This is a genomic window from Winogradskyella sp. HaHa_3_26, assembly GCF_019278425.1.
Lineage (GTDB): Bacteria > Bacteroidota > Bacteroidia > Flavobacteriales > Flavobacteriaceae > Winogradskyella > Winogradskyella undariae.
Map to the genome: position 1 here is coordinate 1401809 of NZ_CP058981.1, position 20844 is coordinate 1422652.

At 33.0% G+C, this 20844-nt stretch carries 16 protein-coding genes; 14 read left to right on the top strand and 2 right to left on the bottom strand.

The window, feature by feature from the left end:
• The first annotated feature begins 388 nt into the window (after positions 1 to 388).
• From polA to H0I32_RS06060, 4 genes are read left to right on the top strand one after another with little or no spacing between them, the layout of a single operon-like run.
• Positions 389 to 3232: a DNA polymerase I gene (gene polA / locus H0I32_RS06045; RefSeq protein WP_179312647.1), complete on the top strand. Its 2844-nt coding sequence runs from the start codon at positions 389 to 391 to the stop codon at positions 3230 to 3232.
• An 18-nt stretch (positions 3233 to 3250) separates the two neighbouring features.
• Positions 3251 to 3499 (top strand): hypothetical protein, encoded by a 249-nt coding sequence (locus H0I32_RS06050; RefSeq protein ID WP_179312645.1) that lies wholly within the window; start codon positions 3251 to 3253, stop codon positions 3497 to 3499.
• A 3-nt stretch (positions 3500 to 3502) separates the two neighbouring features.
• Positions 3503 to 3889 carry a (deoxy)nucleoside triphosphate pyrophosphohydrolase gene (locus H0I32_RS06055; protein ID WP_179312643.1) on the top strand — a complete coding sequence of 129 codons (387 nt, stop codon included), beginning with the start codon at positions 3503 to 3505 and terminating at the stop codon, positions 3887 to 3889.
• Positions 3886 to 7026: a DEAD/DEAH box helicase gene (locus H0I32_RS06060; RefSeq protein ID WP_179312641.1), complete on the top strand. Its 3141-nt coding sequence runs from the start codon at positions 3886 to 3888 to the stop codon at positions 7024 to 7026. The genes H0I32_RS06055 and H0I32_RS06060 overlap by 4 nt, the downstream gene beginning before the upstream one ends.
• A 111-nt stretch (positions 7027 to 7137) precedes the next feature.
• On the opposite strand, the gene H0I32_RS06065 is transcribed toward H0I32_RS06060, so the two are convergent.
• Entirely contained in the window at positions 7138 to 9114 is a 1977-nt protein-coding gene (locus H0I32_RS06065; RefSeq protein ID WP_179312640.1) for a YgiQ family radical SAM protein, read from the bottom strand.
• Positions 9115 to 9322: 208 nt separating this feature from the next.
• Positions 9323 to 10954, bottom strand: coding sequence for an ABC-F family ATP-binding cassette domain-containing protein (locus H0I32_RS06070; protein WP_179312638.1), 1632 nt, complete (start codon positions 10952 to 10954; stop codon positions 9323 to 9325).
• A gap of 162 nt (positions 10955 to 11116) precedes the next feature.
• Between H0I32_RS06070 and H0I32_RS06075 the strand changes: the two genes are divergently transcribed.
• From H0I32_RS06075 to H0I32_RS06120, 10 genes are all read left to right on the top strand, one after another.
• Positions 11117 to 11266 carry a hypothetical protein gene (locus H0I32_RS06075; protein WP_173588385.1) on the top strand — a complete coding sequence of 50 codons (150 nt, stop codon included), beginning with the start codon at positions 11117 to 11119 and terminating at the stop codon, positions 11264 to 11266.
• A 44-nt stretch (positions 11267 to 11310) separates the two neighbouring features.
• Positions 11311 to 12282 (top strand): L-threonylcarbamoyladenylate synthase, encoded by a 972-nt coding sequence (locus H0I32_RS06080; RefSeq protein ID WP_179312636.1) that lies wholly within the window; start codon positions 11311 to 11313, stop codon positions 12280 to 12282.
• Positions 12283 to 12442: 160 nt separating this feature from the next.
• Entirely contained in the window at positions 12443 to 12898 is a 456-nt protein-coding gene (gene rplM / locus H0I32_RS06085) for a 50S ribosomal protein L13 (RefSeq protein ID WP_173588383.1), read from the top strand.
• A complete protein-coding gene (gene rpsI / locus H0I32_RS06090; protein WP_092465616.1) occupies positions 12899 to 13285 on the top strand; it encodes a 30S ribosomal protein S9 in 387 nt (128 codons plus the stop codon). It begins immediately after the preceding gene.
• A 173-nt stretch (positions 13286 to 13458) separates the two neighbouring features.
• On the top strand, positions 13459 to 14250 hold the full coding sequence (rpsB, locus tag H0I32_RS06095) for a 30S ribosomal protein S2 (RefSeq protein WP_173588382.1): 792 nt from the start codon (positions 13459 to 13461) through the stop codon (positions 14248 to 14250).
• A gap of 83 nt (positions 14251 to 14333) precedes the next feature.
• A complete protein-coding gene (gene tsf, locus H0I32_RS06100) occupies positions 14334 to 15308 on the top strand; it encodes a translation elongation factor Ts (protein ID WP_179312634.1) in 975 nt (324 codons plus the stop codon).
• Between the two features lie 289 nt (positions 15309 to 15597).
• Positions 15598 to 16305 (top strand): UMP kinase, encoded by a 708-nt coding sequence (gene pyrH, locus H0I32_RS06105; RefSeq protein WP_173588380.1) that lies wholly within the window; start codon positions 15598 to 15600, stop codon positions 16303 to 16305.
• A 43-nt stretch (positions 16306 to 16348) separates the two neighbouring features.
• Complete coding sequence (frr, locus tag H0I32_RS06110; RefSeq protein WP_173588379.1) at positions 16349 to 16903, top strand: ribosome recycling factor; 555 nt, start codon at positions 16349 to 16351, stop codon at positions 16901 to 16903.
• A 79-nt stretch (positions 16904 to 16982) separates the two neighbouring features.
• Complete coding sequence (locus tag H0I32_RS06115; protein WP_179312632.1) at positions 16983 to 18263, top strand: DUF5686 family protein; 1281 nt, start codon at positions 16983 to 16985, stop codon at positions 18261 to 18263.
• Positions 18264 to 18423: 160 nt separating this feature from the next.
• Positions 18424 to 20841 carry an efflux RND transporter permease subunit gene (locus tag H0I32_RS06120; RefSeq protein ID WP_173588377.1) on the top strand — a complete coding sequence of 806 codons (2418 nt, stop codon included), beginning with the start codon at positions 18424 to 18426 and terminating at the stop codon, positions 20839 to 20841.
• The last annotated feature ends 3 nt before the right edge of the window (positions 20842 to 20844 follow it).

Here is a 20844-nt window from a genome sequence, read left to right on the forward strand (position 1 = left end):
TAAAAAGAACTCTTCAAGTTTAAAAACACAAAAAAACAACTACGGACTGCATACGGACTATGTACGGAGTATCTACGGACCATCTACGGAGTATCTATAAAGTCCGAAATAAACTAAAACCTATTAAATACCGCTTCTTAATATTAAACCTTATTTTCATGAATTATCTTTTCAAATTAATGAAAGTGAAGCCTTCAAAAAACCTATAGGTCTGATAACTTTTTCGTAGTTTTGAAACTCCTGTCTGTTGGAGCATTCTTGAGATTAAAATATTTTTTAAATTGAAGATAACAAACGTAGTTAGAGAACTACATTATAGTTATCTAACGACTTTAAAAAACTCTCAATTAAGCTCAAAGAGACATACAATTTCAAATTAAACTTCTATATGTCAGATCAAAAACGCCTATTTTTAGTAGATGCCTATGCTTTAATCTTTAGAGGCTACTACGCTTTTATAAAAAACCCTAGAATAAATTCTAAAGGAGAAGATACCTCTGCTATTATGGGATTTATGAATTCACTTTTAGATGTTATAAAACGTGAGCGACCAGATCATTTAGCGGTATGTTTTGATAAAGGCGGAAGTGCTGATCGTGTAGAAATGTTTGAAGCTTACAAAGCCAACAGAGATGAAACACCTGAAGGTATAAAAACAGCGGTGCCTCATATCTACGAAATTCTAAAAGCCATGCATATCCCAATAATGGTAAAAGAAGGTTTTGAAGCGGATGATGTGATAGGAACCCTTGCTAAAAAAGCAGAAAAAGAAGGATATAAAACCTTTATGGTGACTCCAGATAAGGATTTTGCACAACTCGTTTCTGAAAACATATTTATGTACCGCCCTGTTTTTGGTGGTGGTTACGAAACTTGGGGCATCCCCGAAGTACAAAAGAAATTTGAAGTTACCGATCCACTTCAAGTCATTGACTTTTTAGGAATGATGGGAGATGCTTCTGATAATATTCCTGGACTACCTGGTGTTGGGGAAAAAACGGCTAAGAAATTTTTAGCTGCTTATGGTAGTATGGAAAACCTTTTTGCAAATTCGCATGAATTAAAAGGGAAGATGAAAGAGAAAATTGAAGCCAACCAAGAACTTGGATTATTATCTAAAAAATTGGCTACTATTATGCTTGATGTTCCTGTAGAATTTGATGCTGCCGATTTTGAAATGTCTGAACCAGATATTCCTAAAGTGACAGAAATTTTTCAAGAATTAGAATTTAGACGTTTAATTGATAATTTTACCAAGACTTTTTCAGTAGAAGCAACTAAAGCTGCAACTGCTACTTCCGATAAAAAAGAAGCCCCTAAAACCACACCGACTGAAGAAAAATCTGCAGGAGCTGGTCAGTTCTCCTTATTTGGTGGCGGCGAACCTTCTGCAACAGAAATCGTATCTGAGTTTATACGTAAAACAGCAGAAAATACTTCTCATTTTTACCAAAGTGTAGCGTCTGGTATGGCAACAAAGCTTTTTGTAAAGAATTTAATGAGTCAAACCTCTGTATGTTTTGATACAGAAACTACCGGTTTAGATGCCTTAACAGCAGAATTGGTTGGGATTTCATTTTCATGGGAAACCGGAAAAGGCTATTACGTTCCCTTCCCTGAAGACCGAGCAGAAGCGCAAAATCTTATAGAAACTTTTAGACCCTTTTTTGAAGCCGAAACCATTGAAAAAATTGGTCAGAATTTAAAATACGACATTAAAGTTTTAGCCAAATACAACCTACAAGTTAAAGGTAAATTATTTGATACCATGCTAGCGCATTATTTAATTAATGCAGATATGCGACATAATATGGATATCCTAGCCGAAACGTATTTAAACTATACACCTATTTCTATTACAGAGCTGATTGGTAAAAAAGGAAAGAATCAACTCTCTATGCGCGATGTTTCGTTAGAAAAACTAACGGAATACGCTGTTGAAGATGCTGATATAACTTTACAGTTAAAAGAACATTTCACCACAGAATTAGGAGAAGCTAACACGCAGAAATTATTCGATGAGATTGAAATCCCCTTACTTCGTGTTTTAGCAGCGATGGAATTAGAAGGGATTAATCTCGATAAGGACTTCTTAAACTCACTTTCGGATGCGCTTAATAACGACATTCTAAATCTAGAACAAGAAATTTATGCCGCTGCGGGTGAAGAATTCAATATTGCTTCACCTAAACAATTAGGAATTGTCCTTTTTGAAAACATGAAATTAGTAGACAAACCTAAGAAAACTAAAACAGGCCAATATTCTACTGCAGAAGACGTATTAAGTTACTTAGCTAAAGAACACAAAATTATTCAGAATGTTTTAGACTACAGAGGTCTCGCCAAGTTAAAAAGTACTTATGTAGACGCCTTACCATTACAGATAGAACCAACAACAGGGCGCGTACACACCGATTATATGCAAACTGTTGCTGCAACAGGTCGTTTAAGTAGTAATAATCCTAATTTACAGAATATCCCTATCCGTACAGAACGTGGTCGTCAAGTTAGAAAAGCTTTTGTACCAAGAAGTGATGAATACACGTTACTAGCTGCCGATTACTCACAAATAGAATTACGAATTATTGCGGCATTAAGTGAAGAAGAAACGATGATTGAAGCCTTTAAAAACGGTGAAGATATTCATGCTTCTACCGCATCCAAAGTATTTAATGTGCCTTTGGAAGAAGTGACTAGAGAACAACGTAGTAATGCCAAAACGGTGAACTTTGGAATTATTTATGGGGTTTCTGCTTTTGGATTAAGTAACCAAACCGATTTATCGCGTGGTGAAGCCAAAGAACTTATTGACACTTATTATGAGACCTACCCAAAATTAAAAGCTTACATGAGTAAGCAAGTCGATTTTGCAAGAGATCATGGTTATGTCTCTACCGTTTTGGGGCGTCGTCGTTATTTAAAAGATATCAACTCTCGTAACGCTGTGGTTAGAGGAGCTGCAGAACGAAATGCTGTAAACGCGCCGATACAAGGATCTGCTGCTGATATTATTAAAATTGCCATGATTAATATTTACAACAAGCTTGAAGCAGGACATTACAAATCGAAGATGCTCCTACAAGTGCATGATGAATTGGTCTTCGATATCTACAAACCAGAACTCGAAGAACTCACCACCTTAATTAAAACGGAAATGGAAGGTGCTTTTAAATTGGATGTGCCGCTTGATGTTGAGGTTGATACTGGCTTGAATTGGTTGGAGGCGCATTAGAAGTTGAATATCTCAAAAATGAACGAATACAAAACGATACAAACAGAATATCTAAGAGCATCAAGAACTATTGAAACAGTCTTAGTTTCAAATAAAAATTTAAGCGACCTTTTCTTCATTTATAATTATGAAGGAGTTTCATTTAGGCTATTTAAAAATTATATCGATTTGGTAAACTTTTTTCTTAATAAATCAGAAAGTAATTATCATTTTGACTCAGAGGATGCAGTCGATGATTTCTTAACTGAGGTTAAGTTAGCGGCATAGAATATGAAAACAATTTCGGTTACTTGTGCTATCATTCAATTTAATGATAAAGTTTTAGCTGTTCAAAGAAGTGAAACCATGAAACTCCCGTTGAAATGGGAATTTGCAGGAGGTAAGATTGAAGTAGGAGAAACTGAAATTGATTGTATTAAAAGAGAAATATTTGAAGAATTAAACATCAAAATTCAAGTTAACAAAAGGCTTACTCCTGTAGTTCATCAATATCCAGATTTTAAGATTGAATTAATTCCTTTTATTGCAGAATATCTTTCAGGTGAATTAAAACTAAGTGAACATTCTGATTTTGTTATCACTAATAAAAAAGAATTACTTAATTTAGATTGGGCTGAAGCAGATTTACCTGTTTTAAAAGAATTTTTAGCATTATGAATCAAGGTATTTATGAAGAATTAATCACGCAACTGGTCTCTGAAAAACTGAAGACGCTTGATAATGAAAAATTCTACTTAAAGAAAAATATCATTGATAAAGAAGAAGCTTCAACCGTTCTCTCTAAACATTTATCGCAAACTTTAAAACATGCTTTTCAGCTTATAAAAGGTGGAAATAAAGTAGAACAACAAATTTCAATTGCTAATAAAATTATTAGATTATTAAAAGAAGAACTCAACAATCAAGAGTTTGAAGATGATTTAGTAAATATTGAAGGGCAAATTTTAAAAGCTGTGTTTTCTAAAACAGATGCTCATTTTACAAATCTAGACCTTCATCTTAAAGAAATAACACCATACACAAGATTAACGCAAAGTGAATTATTTACTGGCGGTAATGGAGGTTTATCCTTAGAAAGTGAGCTCAAAAAAGAGATTCTATCTTCTAATAAGATAAATTTATTAGTTTCTTTTATAAAGTTTAAAGGAATTATCATTCTCGAAAAAGAGTTAAGAGAATTTACAGAACGTGGCGGAAAATTAAATATAATTACTACCACTTATATAGGCGCTACAGATTATAAAGCAATTCAATTACTTTCTAAACTTCCAAATACAGAAGTTAAGATATCTTATAATACAAGTAATGAAAGATTACACGCTAAAGCATATTTATTCTACAGAAATACAGGATTTCATACAGCTTATATTGGCTCTTCTAATTTTTCAAGGTCTGCTTTAACCGACGGATTAGAATGGAATTTAAAAGTAACAACCAAAGAGGTTGGGCATATTATAGATAAGTTTCAAAAAACATTTGATGCCTATTGGCTAAGTGATGATTTTGAATTATTTGATGATTCTATTCATAAAGAAAAACTTCAAAACGCATTAAAACAAAGTAAATTCAGTAAGCCTTACGAGAACACAACCGCTTTATTTGATATAAAACCCTTTCCATATCAAAATGAAGTTTTAGAAAAATTAGAAGTAGAAAGAACTGTACATAATAGATTTAGAAACCTTGTTGTTGCCGCAACCGGAACAGGAAAAACAGTAATTTCTGCATTTGACTACAAACGTTTTAAACAAAACAATAAATCGTCTAAACTACTATTTTTAGCACATAGAAAAGAAATACTACAAAAATCATTATCTACTTTTCAAGGTGTTTTACGAAACAATAATATAGGCGAATTATGGGTTGACGGCATGGCTCCTGATAATTTTGAATTTGTATTCGCTTCAGTTCAATCTGTCAATAATCAATTTAAAAACTACAACCTAACACCGGAATATTACGATTATATAATTATTGATGAATGTCACCATCAAACCGCAAATAGTTATAGAGAAATAATTAATTATTTTAAACCTAAAATACTTCTTGGACTTACAGCAACGCCCGAACGTATGGATGGCGGAGATACTCTTGAAGATTTTGACAATAAAATAGCAGCAGAAATAAGATTACCCGAAGCAATGAATAGAAAATTGCTTTGTCCGTTTCAATACTTTGGAATTACAGACAGTATTGACTTAACACATGTAAGTTGGGCAAGAGGTAAATATGTTGCCAGTGAATTAACTAATTTATACACAGGAAACGACAAAAGAATTAGAGAGGTTATAGATGCTTTAGACAAATACACCAAAGATATAAACGATGTTAGAACTTTGGGCTATTGTGTTTCTATGGAACACGCCAAATACATGGCAGAAAAATTTACTTTAGCAGGTTTAAAAGCAGATTACCTTACAAGTACAAACAGTAACGACAGAGTTTTAATTCGACAGAAACTAGAAAAGAAAGAGATTAATTATCTTTTTGTTGTCGATATGTTTAATGAAGGAATTGATATTCCTGAAATTGACACCGTACTATTTTTAAGACCAACAGAAAGTCTAACTGTATTCTTACAACAATTAGGAAGAGGCTTGAGACTTCATGAAGAAAAAGACTGCTTAACTGTTTTAGATTTTGTTGGAAATTCTAAACCTGAATATAATTTTGAAAGTAAATTTAGAGCTTTAATAGGAAAAACAAATACAACTGTTTTAAAAGAAATTGAAAATGATTTCCCACATCTTCCTTTAGGTTGCTCAATTATATTAGAGAAGAAAACAAAAGACACTATTCTTAAAAACATTTCGGCTGCAACTTCTTTAAATAAGAATAAATTAATTCAAAAAATTCAACAATTTCAACACGATACTAATTTACAGTTAACCATTGGTAACTTTAGCAAGTTTTACAATATCCCCATACAATCTATTTACAAAAGAGGAAGTTGGAAACGCTTATGCCAACTAGCAGGGAAAATAAATGATTTTAATTCTGAAAACGAAAAAGCTATCGTTTCTGCTATTTCAAACAAATGGCTTTCAACAAATTCATTAAGTTATTTTTCATTCGTTTTAAAAATTACTAAACAGAATTTTAAAGTAACTCTTTCCGAATTAAATCAAAATGAAAACACAATGCTTTTAATGTTACATTATGATGTTTGGCAAAAAGAAGGTGGTTTTGATTCATTAGAAAAAAGTATTAAAGAAATTGGGACAAACACTGTTTTAGTTGAAGAAATAAAAGAAGTTTTAGAATTCTTAATTGAAAATATAGATTTCAAAGAATTACCAATTAATCTTCCATATCAACAACCTTTAAAATTACATAGCCGTTATACTAGAGACCAAATCTTAGCTGCTTTTAGACTTAGTGATTTTGATAAAAAATCGTCTAATAGAGAAGGCACAGCAGAAAATAAGGATTTAAATACAGAACTATTATTTATCAATTTAATTAAATCTGAAGAGAATTTTTCACCAACCACAATGTACGACGATTATGCTGTAAACGAATTATTGTTTCATTGGCAAACACAAAACTCAGCAAGACCAGATTCAGGAAAAGGGTTATCTTATATAAAACATAAAGAGCAAGAAAAGCGAATATTACTTTTTGTCCGTGAAAAAGCAAAAAACGAATTCGGTAATACAAATGGATATGTATTTATTGGTGAAGGCGAATTAAAAGACCATTACGGCTCTAAACCAATGAATATTAATTGGGAACTATTAGAACCAATGCCTCATTATTTATGGAAAGATGCAGCTAAACTTTCTGTTGGGTAAAGTTGTAGATTAATCCCCTTAATTCAAATGAACTATTTTTTACACCCCTTCAGGTCCCCTCAAGGGGACCTGAAGGGGGTTATCCAACTCACTAATCCTCTTTCAATATCCCTAACGTCGCTTCTTAGCCTTATTGCGTTTCTTACCCTTAAATCTCACCTTATCCTCAGGCTTACGTTGATTAAAAGGAACGGCATCATTAAAGGTGTTTTTAGCATCACCTTTGGGTTTATTCTTCTGCCACTTTTCGGTTTTCTCTGGGAGTAGAACGCTTAGTAAATCCTCACGGCCTAATTTGTTTAAGGTCTTTTTAATCCACGCTTTATTTTCATCCTTGTACCAGAAGAAAAAACGGTGTTGTTCGTCCTTTTCCTTTTTAGTAATAGGCGTGTTGACTTTCTTTAAAGTGTAAGGATGGTAACCACTATAATAAATAACCGTAGCAACCGTCATTGGTGTTGGCGTAAAACCTTGTACTTGCTCTAACTGGAAACCCATATCTTTAGTTTCAGCAGCTAGATTAGCCATATCTTCCACTTCACAAGCGGGGTGATTCGATATAAAATACGGAATCAACTGAAGCTTTAAACCTTTCTTAATATTAATCTTATCAAAACGTTCTTTAAACTTATGAAAGTACTTAAACGACGGCTTACGCATTAACTTTAAAACTGGATCACTCGTATGTTCTGGTGCTACTTTAAGGCGGCCAGAAACATGCTTCGTCATCACTTCTTCCGTATAATCATCTAACTCTTTAGGATCGGCATTTTTATTAAATTCTGGCACCAACATATCATGTCTAATCCCCGAACCGATAAATGATTTCTTCACTTTTGGATGCTTATCTACCGCTTGGTATAATTCCGTTAACGGTTTGTGAGACGTATCTAAGTTACTACAAATTACAGGCGAAATACAACTCGGCGCCACACACTTGTCGCAAATAGATTGCACTTTCCCTTTCATCTGATACATGTTGGCACTTGGCCCACCAATATCAGACAAATACCCTTTAAAATCAGGCATATTGGCCACCGTATCTACTTCTTTTAAAATAGACTCTTGACTACGAGACGCGATAAATTTTCCTTGGTGTGCAGAAATGGTACAAAAGCTACAACCACCAAAACACCCACGGTGTATATTGATGGAAAACTTAATCATTTCAAACGCAGGGATCGGTCCTCGCTTATTATATTTAGGATGTGGTAATCGTGTATATGGATAATCGAAAGACGCATCAATTTCGGCTTCCGTCATGGTTGGGTAGGGCGGATTAATCATCAAGGTCTTATCCCCTATTTTCTGAAAAATTCGTCTTGCAGCCAACTTATTAGATTCCTGCTCAATCACCTTAAAATTAGAAGCGTATTTCTTCTTGTCTTTTAGACAAACTTCATGCGAAGAGATTTCAATATCTTCCCAATTACTATTCTTAGGTATTTTTTCGTCTTCTTTTAAAAGTACTGCTGTCTGTAAAACCGTATTTATACTATTAAAAGGCACTCCTCTTTCTAGTAAACGCACTACTTCACGCAAAGGTTGCTCGCCCATTCCGTACACTAACATATCTGCTTTAGACGTTTCTAAAATAGAAGGCATTAGCTTATCACTCCAAAAATCGTAATGTGTAACACGACGTAATGATGCTTCAATACCACCAATTAAAACCGGTGTATCTGGCCATTTTTCTTTTAAAATATTAGTATAAACGCTTGTTGCATAATCGGGTCTAAACCCAATATCTCCATTAGGCGTATATGCATCCTTATCTCTACGTTTTTTATTTGCGTTATAATTGCTAATCATAGGATCCATACAGCCACCTGTAACACCAAAAAATAGTTTTGGTTTCCCCATTTTCACAAAATCCTGAAGATTATCTTTCACATTAGGTTGCGGCACAATAGCGACGCGTAACCCAAAACTCTCTAACATACGTCCTATAACCGCAGGACCAAATGTTGGATGATCTACATAAGCATCTCCGCTAAACAGGATCACATCGAGTGCTTCCCATCCGCGAATTTTCACCTCTTTGTTTGTGGTAGGTAACCAATCTGAAAGTTGTAATTCGTTCTTCACGTTGCAAAAGTAGTTAAAATATTGCCGCTTAGGCAGTACAAAAAGTTAAGGTATTTTATTTGGGCGTTACCCAGGGGTCGTGCTTTCGGCAGTCGCTTTTTTGTATTGCATAAGTGCAACAATACAAAAAGAGCTTCAACAAATGCCTCCATCACTAACGCGGGCACATCTGCTAAGACCAATGTTTTAGTCTAAAATTCTGCTGAATTTATAAGTTAAGCGCTTTTATACTTTCAATTTTATTACGCTCTAAATAGGCGTCAATTGTTTCAAAATGCTCAATCACGCGTTTTTCTTTAAATTCAAAAACCTTTTTAGATAAGCCTTGTAAGAAATCACGATCGTGAGACACCAATATTAAAGTCCCATCAAAATTCTGAAGTGCTTCCTTCAACACATCTTTAGATTTTAAATCTAAGTGATTGGTAGGCTCATCGAGAATTAATAAGTTTACTGGTTCTAATAATAACTTCACCATCGCTAATCTGGTTTTTTCACCACCAGAAAGTACACTTACTTTTTTATCAATATCATCGCCCTTAAACATAAAACCACCCAAGATACTTTTAATCTGAGTTCTTACATCGCCTTTAGCTACATCATCAACCGTTTGAAAAATAGTTAAATCTTCGTCTAACAAAGCCGCTTGGTTCTGTGCAAAATAGCCAACTTTCACATTATGACCTAAACTACAAGTTCCATCTACATCAATTTCGCCTAAAATAGCTTTAATCATCGTCGACTTTCCTTCACCATTTCGACCTACAAAACAGACTTTCTCACCTCTAGCGATAGACATATTAGCATCATTAAACACTATATGATTATCATAAGATTTAGAAACCTCTTTAACCGTTACTGGGTAATCACCCGAACGCTGCGTCGCTGGGAAACGTAATTTTAATGCCGACGTATCTACATCATCAATCTCAATGATCTGTAATTTCTCTAGCATACGCTCGCGAGACGTCACTTGGTTGGTTTTAGAATATGTACCTTTAAAACGTTCTATAAATTGCATATTATCTGCAATAAATTTTTGTTGCTCTTGGTACGCTTTTACTTGATGTATGCGTCTGTCTTCTCGTAATTGAAGGTAATGTGTATAGTTTGCTTTATAATCATAAATACGCCCCATAGTTACTTCAATAGTTCTATTGGTAATGTTATCTACAAACGCTCTATCGTGAGAAATAACCACAACGGCATTAGCTTTATTCAGTAAAAAATCTTCTAACCAAATTACCGATTCTATATCAATATGGTTGGTAGGCTCATCTAATAAAATTAAATCTGGTTTTTGTAATAAAATTTTAGCCAGCTCAATTCGCATACGGAAACCACCAGAAAACTCACTGGTAAGTCTCGTAAAATCTTCCTGTTTAAATCCTAAACCTTTTAAGGCTTTTTCTACTTCAGCATCATAATTTACATCTTCTAAAGCGTAATACTTCTCACCTAAATCAGAAACACGCTCAATGATTTTCATGTACTCATCAGACTCGTAATCGGTTCTTATTTCCAATTGCTTGTTAAGACCTTCCATTTCGTCACGCATTTCGTACACATGCTTAAATGCTTTAGACGCTTCATCAAAAACAGTCGTATCATCTTCCGTTAATAAATGTTGTGGCAAATAAGCAATCACAGCATCTTTTGGGAACCTTACATTACCACGCGTAGCACTCTGAACACCAGCTATAATTTTCATCATAGTAGACTTTCCTGCGCCATTTTTACCCATTAAGGCAATTTTATCATTCTCATTAATAGTAAAAGACACGTCACTAAAAAGCGTGTGCCCACTAAATTCTACCGCTAAATTATCTACTGAAATCATATTCTGAATTTTGAATTTGCAAAACTAATAAATGGAAAGACATCATCTAGAATTTGTTTACTAAATAATATCAGTCTGTATTTCAGTCAACTCTAAATGCTATTAAGTTAACCTGAACGCATTAAATCCTTTAATTTTAGTGATGAATCAATATCAACAATTATGATAATTACTAAAATATTAGGATTAACTAGCGCATTTACAAAAAGTAAAAAGGCAAAGATTGCCATCTTAGGTCTAGAAATGGCTGTATTAGGCTATGCGCTTTACCAACAAAAAAAGGAAAATAAAAATAAGCGTCTTAAATCTTAGTGGTATTAGATTTTGAAGTAATTTTGCAAGGTATTTTTAAGATTATGAGTATTATTTCAAAAGACATATCAAAAGCTATCGCCTTATTAAATGCGGAAGACATTGTAGCGATACCAACAGAAACTGTTTATGGTTTAGCGGGAAACATTTACAGTGAAAAAGCTGTAAAGTCTATTTTTGAAACGAAGAAGCGTCCATTTTTTAATCCGCTTATTGTTCATATCCCTTCTATAGACCAGTTGCCAAATATTGTTGCTTACATTCCTAAAAAAGCACAATTGTTAGCCGAGGCTTTTTGGCCAGGGCCAATCACTTTGGTTTTAAAGAAACAAAATACGATTCCTGATTTAATTACTGGCGGCAAAGATACCGTTGCCGTACGCGTACCAAATCACCCAACGATATTAGAATTATTAAATCAATTAGATTTTCCGTTAGCAGCACCATCTGCCAACCCTTTTAGTAGTATTAGTCCAACCACAGCAGAACATGTAGAAACTTATTTTAAGGATAGTATTAAAATGGTTTTAGATGGCGGACATTGTACAAGTGGTATAGAATCTACTATTATAGGATTTGAAAATGACGAACCTATTATATATAGATTAGGTTCTACAGCACTAGAAGATATTGAAGCTGTAGTTGGAAAAATAGAAATAAAAAATACCGTTAAGAGTCAGACAGCAGACTTCCCAAATGCTCCAGGAATGTTAGCACGTCATTATGCACCAAAGACAAAAACCATCTTAACAAATAACGTTTTTGAAGCTGTAAAACTTCAAAAAGAGAAACGTATTGGCGTCTTAGTTTTTAAAACTAAAATTGAATCACCCAATATTTCTTCACAAATTATACTTTCAGAAAAAGGTGATATGGCAGAAGCAGCATCACATCTCTACGATGCATTACACCAATTAGACAAGCAAGATTTAGACATCATTATTACTGAAGAATTCCCAGATTTTGGTTTAGGTAAATCTATAAATGACAGACTAACAAGAGCGACAAAAAACTAATATATATGGTTGTTTTTTAAACCGTCTGATTTTCAGTATAAAAAAACATTTCATTAAGATTTGGTTTATCCATTCTTTATCGTAAATTTGCAAACTCTTTTTTGAAGAGGAATGTTTAATCAATTGCGTCATTTAAGGCGCGATTATAAATCAAATTAGTGTGGACACATTAAGCTACAAAACAGTTTCAGCAAACAAAGCTACCGTTAATAAGGAGTGGGTTTTAGTTGACGCTGAAGGACAAACTTTAGGTCGCCTAGCTTCAAGGGTAGCAATACTTTTAAGAGGTAAGCACAAGCCTAATTTTACGCCACACGTTGATTGCGGTGATAACGTAATAGTTATCAATGCTGAAAAAATCAACTTAACGGGTAACAAATGGACGGAAAAAAGTTATATCCGTCACACAGGTTATCCAGGTGGTCAAAGAAGTCTGACAGCTACTGAATTGTTTGAGAAAGACCCAAACAGATTAGTAGAAAAGTCAGTAAAAGGAATGTTACCTAAAAACAAATTAGGAGCGGCTCTTTTTAGAAATTTAACAGTTGTTACAGGTACTAAGCACTCTCACGAGGCTCAAAAACCTAAAACAATTAATTTAAAAGAAATTAACTAAATGGAAGTAATTCACAAAATTGGCCGTAGAAAGACGGCTGTTGCTCGTGTGTACCTTGCTGAAGGAAGTGGCAAAATCACGGTAAACAAAAAAGACATGGCGGATTATTTTACTACTGCAACTTTGCAGTATAAAGTAAACCAACCTTTAGCCTTGACTAACAATGATGGCAACTTTGATATTACTGTTAACGTATATGGAGGTGGTATCACCGGCCAGGCAGAAGCAATACGTTTAGGTTTATCTCGTATTATGTGCGAAATTGATCCTGAAAACAGATTAGTATTAAAGCCAGAAGGTCTATTAACGAGAGATCCAAGAATGGTAGAAAGAAAGAAATTCGGACAGAAAAAAGCCCGAAAGAAATTCCAATTCTCAAAACGTTAATATCCAAACAACATTTAATTCAGGACTTGATTTATCAGGTTCTGAATTATTTTATTTTATTGAATTAATTCTGAAATTGTTTCAGAATTTAAAGTTTAGCATCTAAATGATTGAGGCGAGCAAAAGCAACCACTCAACCATTGCTAATTTAACAGAACGTAAACTATTACAAAATGGAAAAAGTAGAAGTAAAAGAATTACTTGAAGCAGGTGTACACTTCGGTCACCTTACACGTAAGTGGAACCCAAACATGGCTCCTTATATATATATGGAACGTAATGGTATCCATATTATCAACCTTTACAAAACAGCAGCAAAAATAGAAGAGACTTCTGAAGCTTTAGCTAAAATAGCAGCATCAGGAAAGAAAATTTTATTCGTTGCAACAAAAAAACAAGCTAAAGACATCGTTGCTGAAAAAGCAGCAGCAGTAAACCAACCTTATATTACTGAGCGTTGGCCTGGTGGAATGTTAACTAACTTTGTAACTATCAGAAAAGCCGTTAAAAAAATGGCTACTATTGATAGAATGAAGAAAGATGGTACATTTAACTCTTTATCTAAAAAAGAACGTTTACAAGTAGATCGTTTACGTGCAAAATTAGAAAAGAATTTAGGTTCTATTTCTGATATGACACGTTTACCTGGTGCTATATTTGTTGTAGATATTATGCGTGAGCATATTGCAATTAAAGAAGCTCAGAAATTAAATATTCCAATCTTCGCAATTGTAGATACAAACTCTGATCCTCGTGAAGTAGATTATTTAATCCCTGCTAATGATGATGCTTCTAAATCTATCGACAAAATCTTATCTATCGTAACTTCTGCAGTAGCAGATGGTTTAAACGAAAGAAAAGCTGAACGTGCTGAGAAAGATGCAAAATCTCAAAAACCAGAAGCTAAAGCTCAACCTGCTGCTAAAGCAGAAAAAGCTGTAGATGCTGATCAAGAAGAAGAATAAATAACATTTAGAAAATATTCAAAAGTCGTTTAGTTCTTTTCTTTGTAGAAAATTAATTATTCGACTTTTTTAAATTAGAAACTATGGAAAACACTGTAAAAGTTACTGCAGCAGAGGTAAACAAGCTTAGACAAGCAACTGGTGCTGGAATGATGGATTGTAAAAAAGCTTTAGTTGAAGCTGGTGGTGATTTTGATAAAGCTATCGAAGTTTTACGTAAAAAAGGTCAAAAAGTAGCAGAAAAAAGAGCTGACAGAGATTCTTCTGAAGGTGCTGCAATTGCAAAAATCAATGCAGATAACACTGCTGGTGTTGCTATTGTATTAGGTTGTGAAACTGACTTTGTTGGTAAAAATGATAACTTCGTAGCATTAGCTAACCAATTAGGTGATATTGCTTTAACTGCAGATTCTAAAGAAGCATTTTTAGCTGCTGATTTTGGAGGAATGACAGTTGCTGAAAAATTAGTTGAGCAAACTGGAGTTATTGGTGAAAAATTAGAAATCACTTCTTTTGAAAAATTAGAAGCTCCTTATGTTGGACAATATGTTCATATTAATAAAATTGCTGCTTTAGTTGGTTTATCTGCAAAAGTAGATAACGTTGAAACTTTAGTTAAAGATGTAGCAATGCAAGTTGCTTCTATGGGAGCATCTACATTATCTTATAAAGATTTTGATCCTGCTTTTGTTGCCTCAGAAACTGAAGCTCGTATCGCAGTTATTGAAAAAGATAATATTGAATTAGGTCGTTTAGGTAAAACCTTAAAGAATGTACCAAGTTACATCTCTATGGCTCAATTAACTCCTGAAGTTATTGCTGAAGCTGAAGAAGCTGCAAAAGCTGAATTAAAAGCTGAAGGTAAACCAGAACAAATCTGGGATAGAATTTTACCTGGTAAAATGGAGCGTTTCATTTCTGATAACACAACATTAGATCAAGAAAAATGTTTATTAGATCAAAAATTTATCAAAGACGAAAAGCAAACTGTTGCTGCTTACGTTAAAACTTATGGTGACGTTACTGTTACTGGTTTTAAACGTTCTTCTGTAGGATAATCTTATCTTTATAAACAGAAATTATATATTAAAAACCACTATTCTTTACGGAATAGTGGTTTTTTGTTTTTAACAGAGTAACGAAACAGCAAGGTTTTCAAGGAGAATAAGAATTAATAAATAAAATATCCTTTTGTGTTTTTTTTCACTTTTACAGATGCTAATAATTACGTAGCTTTGCTCAACTTTTAAATCATTGAATGAAGTAAGTCATAAATACCTACTTATTTCAAAACAAATGTTATCTAATACATAACATTAGCCCTTTAACTGCAATAGAAACGATCTAATGAAATATAAAAGAATATTACTTAAATTATCAGGTGAAGCCTTAATGGGAAGTCGCCAATACGGAATAGACCCTGAACGTTTATCTGAATATGCTAAAGACATTAAAGAAATTACAGAATTAGGTGTTGAAGTTGCTATAGTTATAGGTGGCGGAAATATTTTTAGAGGTGTTGCAGGTGCTATGCATGGTATGGATCGTGTACAAGGCGATCATATGGGGATGTTAGCAACGGTAATTAATGGTTTAGCATTGCAAAATGCATTAGAAGATGCGGATATTAAAACACGTTTACAAACAGCAATTAAAATAAATGAAGTTGCCGAACCGTTTATAAGACGAAAAGCAATGAGCCATTTAAGAAAAGGGCGTGTCGTTATATTTGGTGGAGGAACAGGTAATCCCTACTTCACAACAGATTCTGCAGCAGTATTAAGAGCTATAGAAATTGAAGCAGACGTCATCTTAAAAGGAACTCGTGTAGATGGTATTTACAATGCAGATCCAGAAAAAGACACAACTGCTGTTAAATTTGACGATATTACTTTTGAAGATGTTTTAAAGAAAGGACTGAAAGTAATGGATACAACAGCATTTACACTAAGTCAAGAAAACGAATTACCTATTATTGTTTTTGATATGAATAAAAAAGGAAATTTACTAAAAGTTGTTTCTGGAGAAAATATAGGAACGAAAGTAGATTTATAATATTAGCTTAAATTTTGATCATATATAATTAAGATTTTCAACTATGGACGAAGACATTAAATTTATAATAGACAGCACAAAAGAATCAATGGATGCTGCCTTAAAACATCTTGAAAAGCAATTTTCTAACATTAGAGCAGGTAAGGCAAGTCCTGCTATGCTAGGAAGTGTAATGGTAGATTACTACGGTTCTCAAACACCACTTAGCCAAGTTGCAAATGTTAATACACCAGATGGTAGAACAATTTCTGTTCAACCTTGGGAAAAAAATATGCTTCAAGAAATTGAACGTGGAATCATGATTGCTAATTTAGGTTTCAACCCAATGAATAACGGTGACTTAATTATTATTAATGTACCACCATTGACGGAAGAACGTAGAAGAGATTTAGCAAAACAAGCAAAAGCAGAATCTGAAGATGCAAAAATAGCAATCAGAAATGCTCGTAAAGATGCCAATCACGATATTAAAGATACTGATATCTCTGAAGATTTACAAAAGACTGCCGAAGTTGATATTCAGAAACTAACAGATCTTTACGTAAAAAAAACCGAGTCTCTTTTAGAAATTAAAGAGAAAGAGATTATGACTGTATAATCTCAATAGCATAAAATAACTCAACATCCCAAATACGTTTGGGATGTTTTTTTCTAATCAGAATTTTTAAAAATTTTACATGTTAAAGCATTTGTGTGTCGTTTTATTTTTAACGCTTGCAACATACGGTCATGCACAACAACTTCCTACAACAAAATCTGAGGCTCATAAAACCGCAAAAGACTCCATAAAAAAAACAGAGTTCTTAAAACATATTGGTAATGGTTACCTCCCATTTAATTATTTTAATCTTGATTTAAGATATCTAATAAAATTTAATCAATATGAAGGGCTTAGAAGTGGATTAGGTGGAATTACAAACGATCGGTTTTCAGAAACATATCGTCTCGATGGTTACCTTGTTTATGGGTTTAAAGATAAAGCATTTAAGTATAAAATTGGAGGTGGCTTTAGAGTTAACGAAGCAACAGATACTTGGATACACCTTGCCTATGTTGATGATTTACAAGAAACAGGAAGCTCAAAATTTTTAACAGATAAACGGTTTTTTACATTTTTTGAACCACGCTTATTAAATATTGATTTATTTCATAGGCATATAACAAAATCTGTTTCTATACAACATAAACTATCTAATCATCTGCTTACTGAAACACAGTTCGCCGTATCTAAAATAGACCCAACGTATAATTACACTTACGTATTAGATAATAATAGTTATACTTTTTTTGATTTAACTACTGCTAAAATGAGTTTACAATGGAGCCCATTTAGTACTTACAGTCTTATTAAAGATAATATAAAAGAAACTAAGGATGGATATCCTAAATTCACCCTACAATTAACACAAGGTTTTAAATCTATATTTGGTAGTGATTTTAATTTTTCTAAACTAGATTTTAGAACCATACAACAGTTTAAATACAAAAACGGATCCACAACAAATGTAACTTTAGTAGCAGGAGTTGTAGGTGGAGATGCGCCTATAACACATTTATATCATGCTTATCCTAATAACATTACCAAGGAAACTATTTTACAACGTTTTTCAGTCGCCGGTTTAAATAGCTTTGAAACGATGTATTTTAATGAATTTTTTAGTGATAAATTTTCTACACTACAATTAAAGCATGCCTTTAAACCCTTTAATATTTCTAACCGTTTTAAACCCCAACTTGTCCTTATATCGCGCTATGCCATAGGAGATATGAATAGTATTAGTAGACATCAAGATATTCAGTTTGGTACACTTAATAAGCTCTACTCTGAATCGGGTTTTGAAATCAATAAGTTGGTTTTTGGTTTTGGACTTAGTTTTGCCTACAGATATGGTGGCTATCACCTACCAAAATTAGAAGATAACATAGCGTTTAAATTCACCTTCAATATTTCATTATAACATAAATTATATTACTGTTAATTAACCTACAATTTCTTAGGTTTTTTCTACCTTTGCCGCTCATTTATCTCAAAACGAGATTTATGTAAAGTGATGGTTTCATCAAAAAAATATTTTCAATTAATATCTTAAGAGCTTGCTCTAAGAAAGCTATCAATGCATGTTTAAAATTTTAACCACAGGATTCTGGGAGGCCGTTGCAAGACTTATTCTTCGTAATAAAATTTTTATAATTATTGCCATTATTTTGGCTACTATATTTTTTAGTACGCAATGGAAATACATGCAATTTTCTACTACTGAAGCAAACCTATTGCCCGATGATCACGAAATAAACTTAGTTTACAATAACTTTTTAGAAATTTTTGGGGAAGAAGGAAACCTTGTTGTATTAGGAGTTAAAGATTCTACAATATTTACTGTAAAACAATTAAATGCATGGAATAAACTAGCAGATTCTTTTAAAGATTATGAAGAAATAGATGCTGTTTTATCCATTAAAGATCTAAAAAAACTTGTTAAAAACACTGAGAAAGAAAGGTTTGACTTAGAACCCTTTATAAAGGATTCTATTTCTAATATGGAAGAAATTGTTCAGCTTGAAGATGAACTTTTTGAGCAATATCCTTTCTACGACAATTTTTTATTTAACGCCGAAACTAAAACCCTTAGAACAGCACTTTATTTTAAAAAGGATATTATAAATACACCTGCTCGTAAAATATTTATTTTAGATGTTCTACAAAAAAAGATTGATGCTTTTGAAGTTCAAACCGGACTCGATGTAAGAGTTTCAGGAATGCCTTACATACGTACATTAAGCTCACAGAGTATTATTGATGAAATTCCCATTTTTATCGGAGGAGCACTTTTTGTAACCTCATTTATATTCTTCTTATTCTTTAGATCATTTAGAGCAACATTTATTTCGCTGATTGTAGTTTGTATTGGTGTTATGTGGACCTTTGGAATTTTAGGGTTATTGGGTTACGAAATCACAGTACTTACAGCATTAATTCCGCCATTAATAATTGTTATTGGGATCCCAAATTGTGTATTTTTAATTAACAAATACCAACAAGAGGTAAAAGCTCATGGAAATAAAGTAAGATCATTACAACGTGTTATAACCAAAGTTGGTAACGCTACATTAATGACTAACGTTACCACTGCTTCAGGTTTTGCTACATTTATCTTTACAGAAAGTACTCTACTTAAAGAATTTGGTGTTGTGGCTTCATTAAGTATTTTGGCTATATTTTTATTGTGTTTATTAGTGATTCCTATCATGTACACGTTCTTACCTTACCCAAAAGAACGCCACTTAGAACACTTAAACAAAAGATGGATTGGTCGTTTTGTAGGTTGGATGGAATCTATGGTGAAAAACAAGAAAATTACCATATACATTACAACGCTTATCTTAATTATTACGAGTATTATAGGTGTATATCAAATTAAGATTTCAGGAAGTCTTATAGAAGATATGCCACAGGATACAGAGTTTTTTAATGATATTCGGTTTTTTGAATCTGAATTTAATGGGATTATGCCATTAGAAATTTTAATAGACACCAAACGTAAAAAGGGAGTTATGAAACTATCGACCTTAAAACGTATGGATGAATTAGAACAATTAATTACTGAAATCCCAGAATTATCTAGACCTATCTCTGTCGTTAGCTTGGTAAAATATAGCAAACAGGCTTATTACAATGGTAATCCTAAGTATTACCAATTGCCAACAAGTCAAGAAAATAGTTTCATCTTATCTTATGCTAAAAACTCAACATCGAACACGGATATGCTGAGTGATTTTGTTGATAGCACAGGGCAATATGCACGTATTACTACCTTTATGAAAGATATTGGTACTGATAAAATGGAACGTATAGAAGAAGATCTTCAAAATAAAATAGATAAATTATTTCCTAAAGAACGCTATGAAATAACCATTACAGGTAAAGCTTTAGTGTTTCAAAAAGGAACCAAATATTTAGTAAAAAATTTAATGATCTCATTAACCTTAGCTATTATACTTATCGCTTTGTTTATGGCTTATTTATTTAGATCATTTAAAATGATAATGGTTTCATTAATCCCCAATTTATTACCCCTTTTAATTACTGCAGGAATCATGGGATATATTGGTGTACCAATTAAACCATCAACGATTCTAGTCTTTAGTATTGCTTTTGGTATTTCTGTAGATGATACCATTCACTTTTTAGCCAAATACAGACAAGAATTACAAGCCAATAACTGGAAAATTAGAAAATCTGTTTACGGAGCTTTAAGAGAAACTGGTGTAAGTATGATTTATACTTCTATCGTTTTATTCTTTGGATTCTCTGTCTTTACAATTTCTAGTTTTGGTGGTACAGTAGCTTTAGGTGCATTAGTATCTATAACTTTACTATTCGCCATGCTATCTAACTTACTATTATTACCTTCGCTTCTATTATCATTAGAACGTAATATTGCAAATAAAGAAGTATTAAGAGAACCTTCTATAGATATTATTCCTTCGGATGATGATGATGAGAATGAAGACAATTTAGAACATAAAAATTTGTGAAAA

Coding starts and splice junctions, on each gene's coding strand:
- polA (WP_179312647.1), top strand. CDS start 389: ATGTCAGATCAAAAACGCCTATTTTTAGTAGATGCCTATGCTTTAATC.
- H0I32_RS06050 (WP_179312645.1), top strand. CDS start 3,251: ATGAACGAATACAAAACGATACAAACAGAATATCTAAGAGCATCAAGA.
- H0I32_RS06055 (WP_179312643.1), top strand. CDS start 3,503: ATGAAAACAATTTCGGTTACTTGTGCTATCATTCAATTTAATGATAAA.
- H0I32_RS06060 (WP_179312641.1), top strand. CDS start 3,886: ATGAATCAAGGTATTTATGAAGAATTAATCACGCAACTGGTCTCTGAA.
- H0I32_RS06070 (WP_179312638.1), bottom strand. CDS start 10,954: ATGATTTCAGTAGATAATTTAGCGGTAGAATTTAGTGGGCACACGCTT.
- H0I32_RS06075 (WP_173588385.1), top strand. CDS start 11,117: ATGATAATTACTAAAATATTAGGATTAACTAGCGCATTTACAAAAAGT.
- H0I32_RS06080 (WP_179312636.1), top strand. CDS start 11,311: ATGAGTATTATTTCAAAAGACATATCAAAAGCTATCGCCTTATTAAAT.
- rpsI (WP_092465616.1), top strand. CDS start 12,899: ATGGAAGTAATTCACAAAATTGGCCGTAGAAAGACGGCTGTTGCTCGT.
- rpsB (WP_173588382.1), top strand. CDS start 13,459: ATGGAAAAAGTAGAAGTAAAAGAATTACTTGAAGCAGGTGTACACTTC.
- tsf (WP_179312634.1), top strand. CDS start 14,334: ATGGAAAACACTGTAAAAGTTACTGCAGCAGAGGTAAACAAGCTTAGA.
- pyrH (WP_173588380.1), top strand. CDS start 15,598: ATGAAATATAAAAGAATATTACTTAAATTATCAGGTGAAGCCTTAATG.
- frr (WP_173588379.1), top strand. CDS start 16,349: ATGGACGAAGACATTAAATTTATAATAGACAGCACAAAAGAATCAATG.
- H0I32_RS06115 (WP_179312632.1), top strand. CDS start 16,983: ATGTTAAAGCATTTGTGTGTCGTTTTATTTTTAACGCTTGCAACATAC.
- H0I32_RS06120 (WP_173588377.1), top strand. CDS start 18,424: ATGTTTAAAATTTTAACCACAGGATTCTGGGAGGCCGTTGCAAGACTT.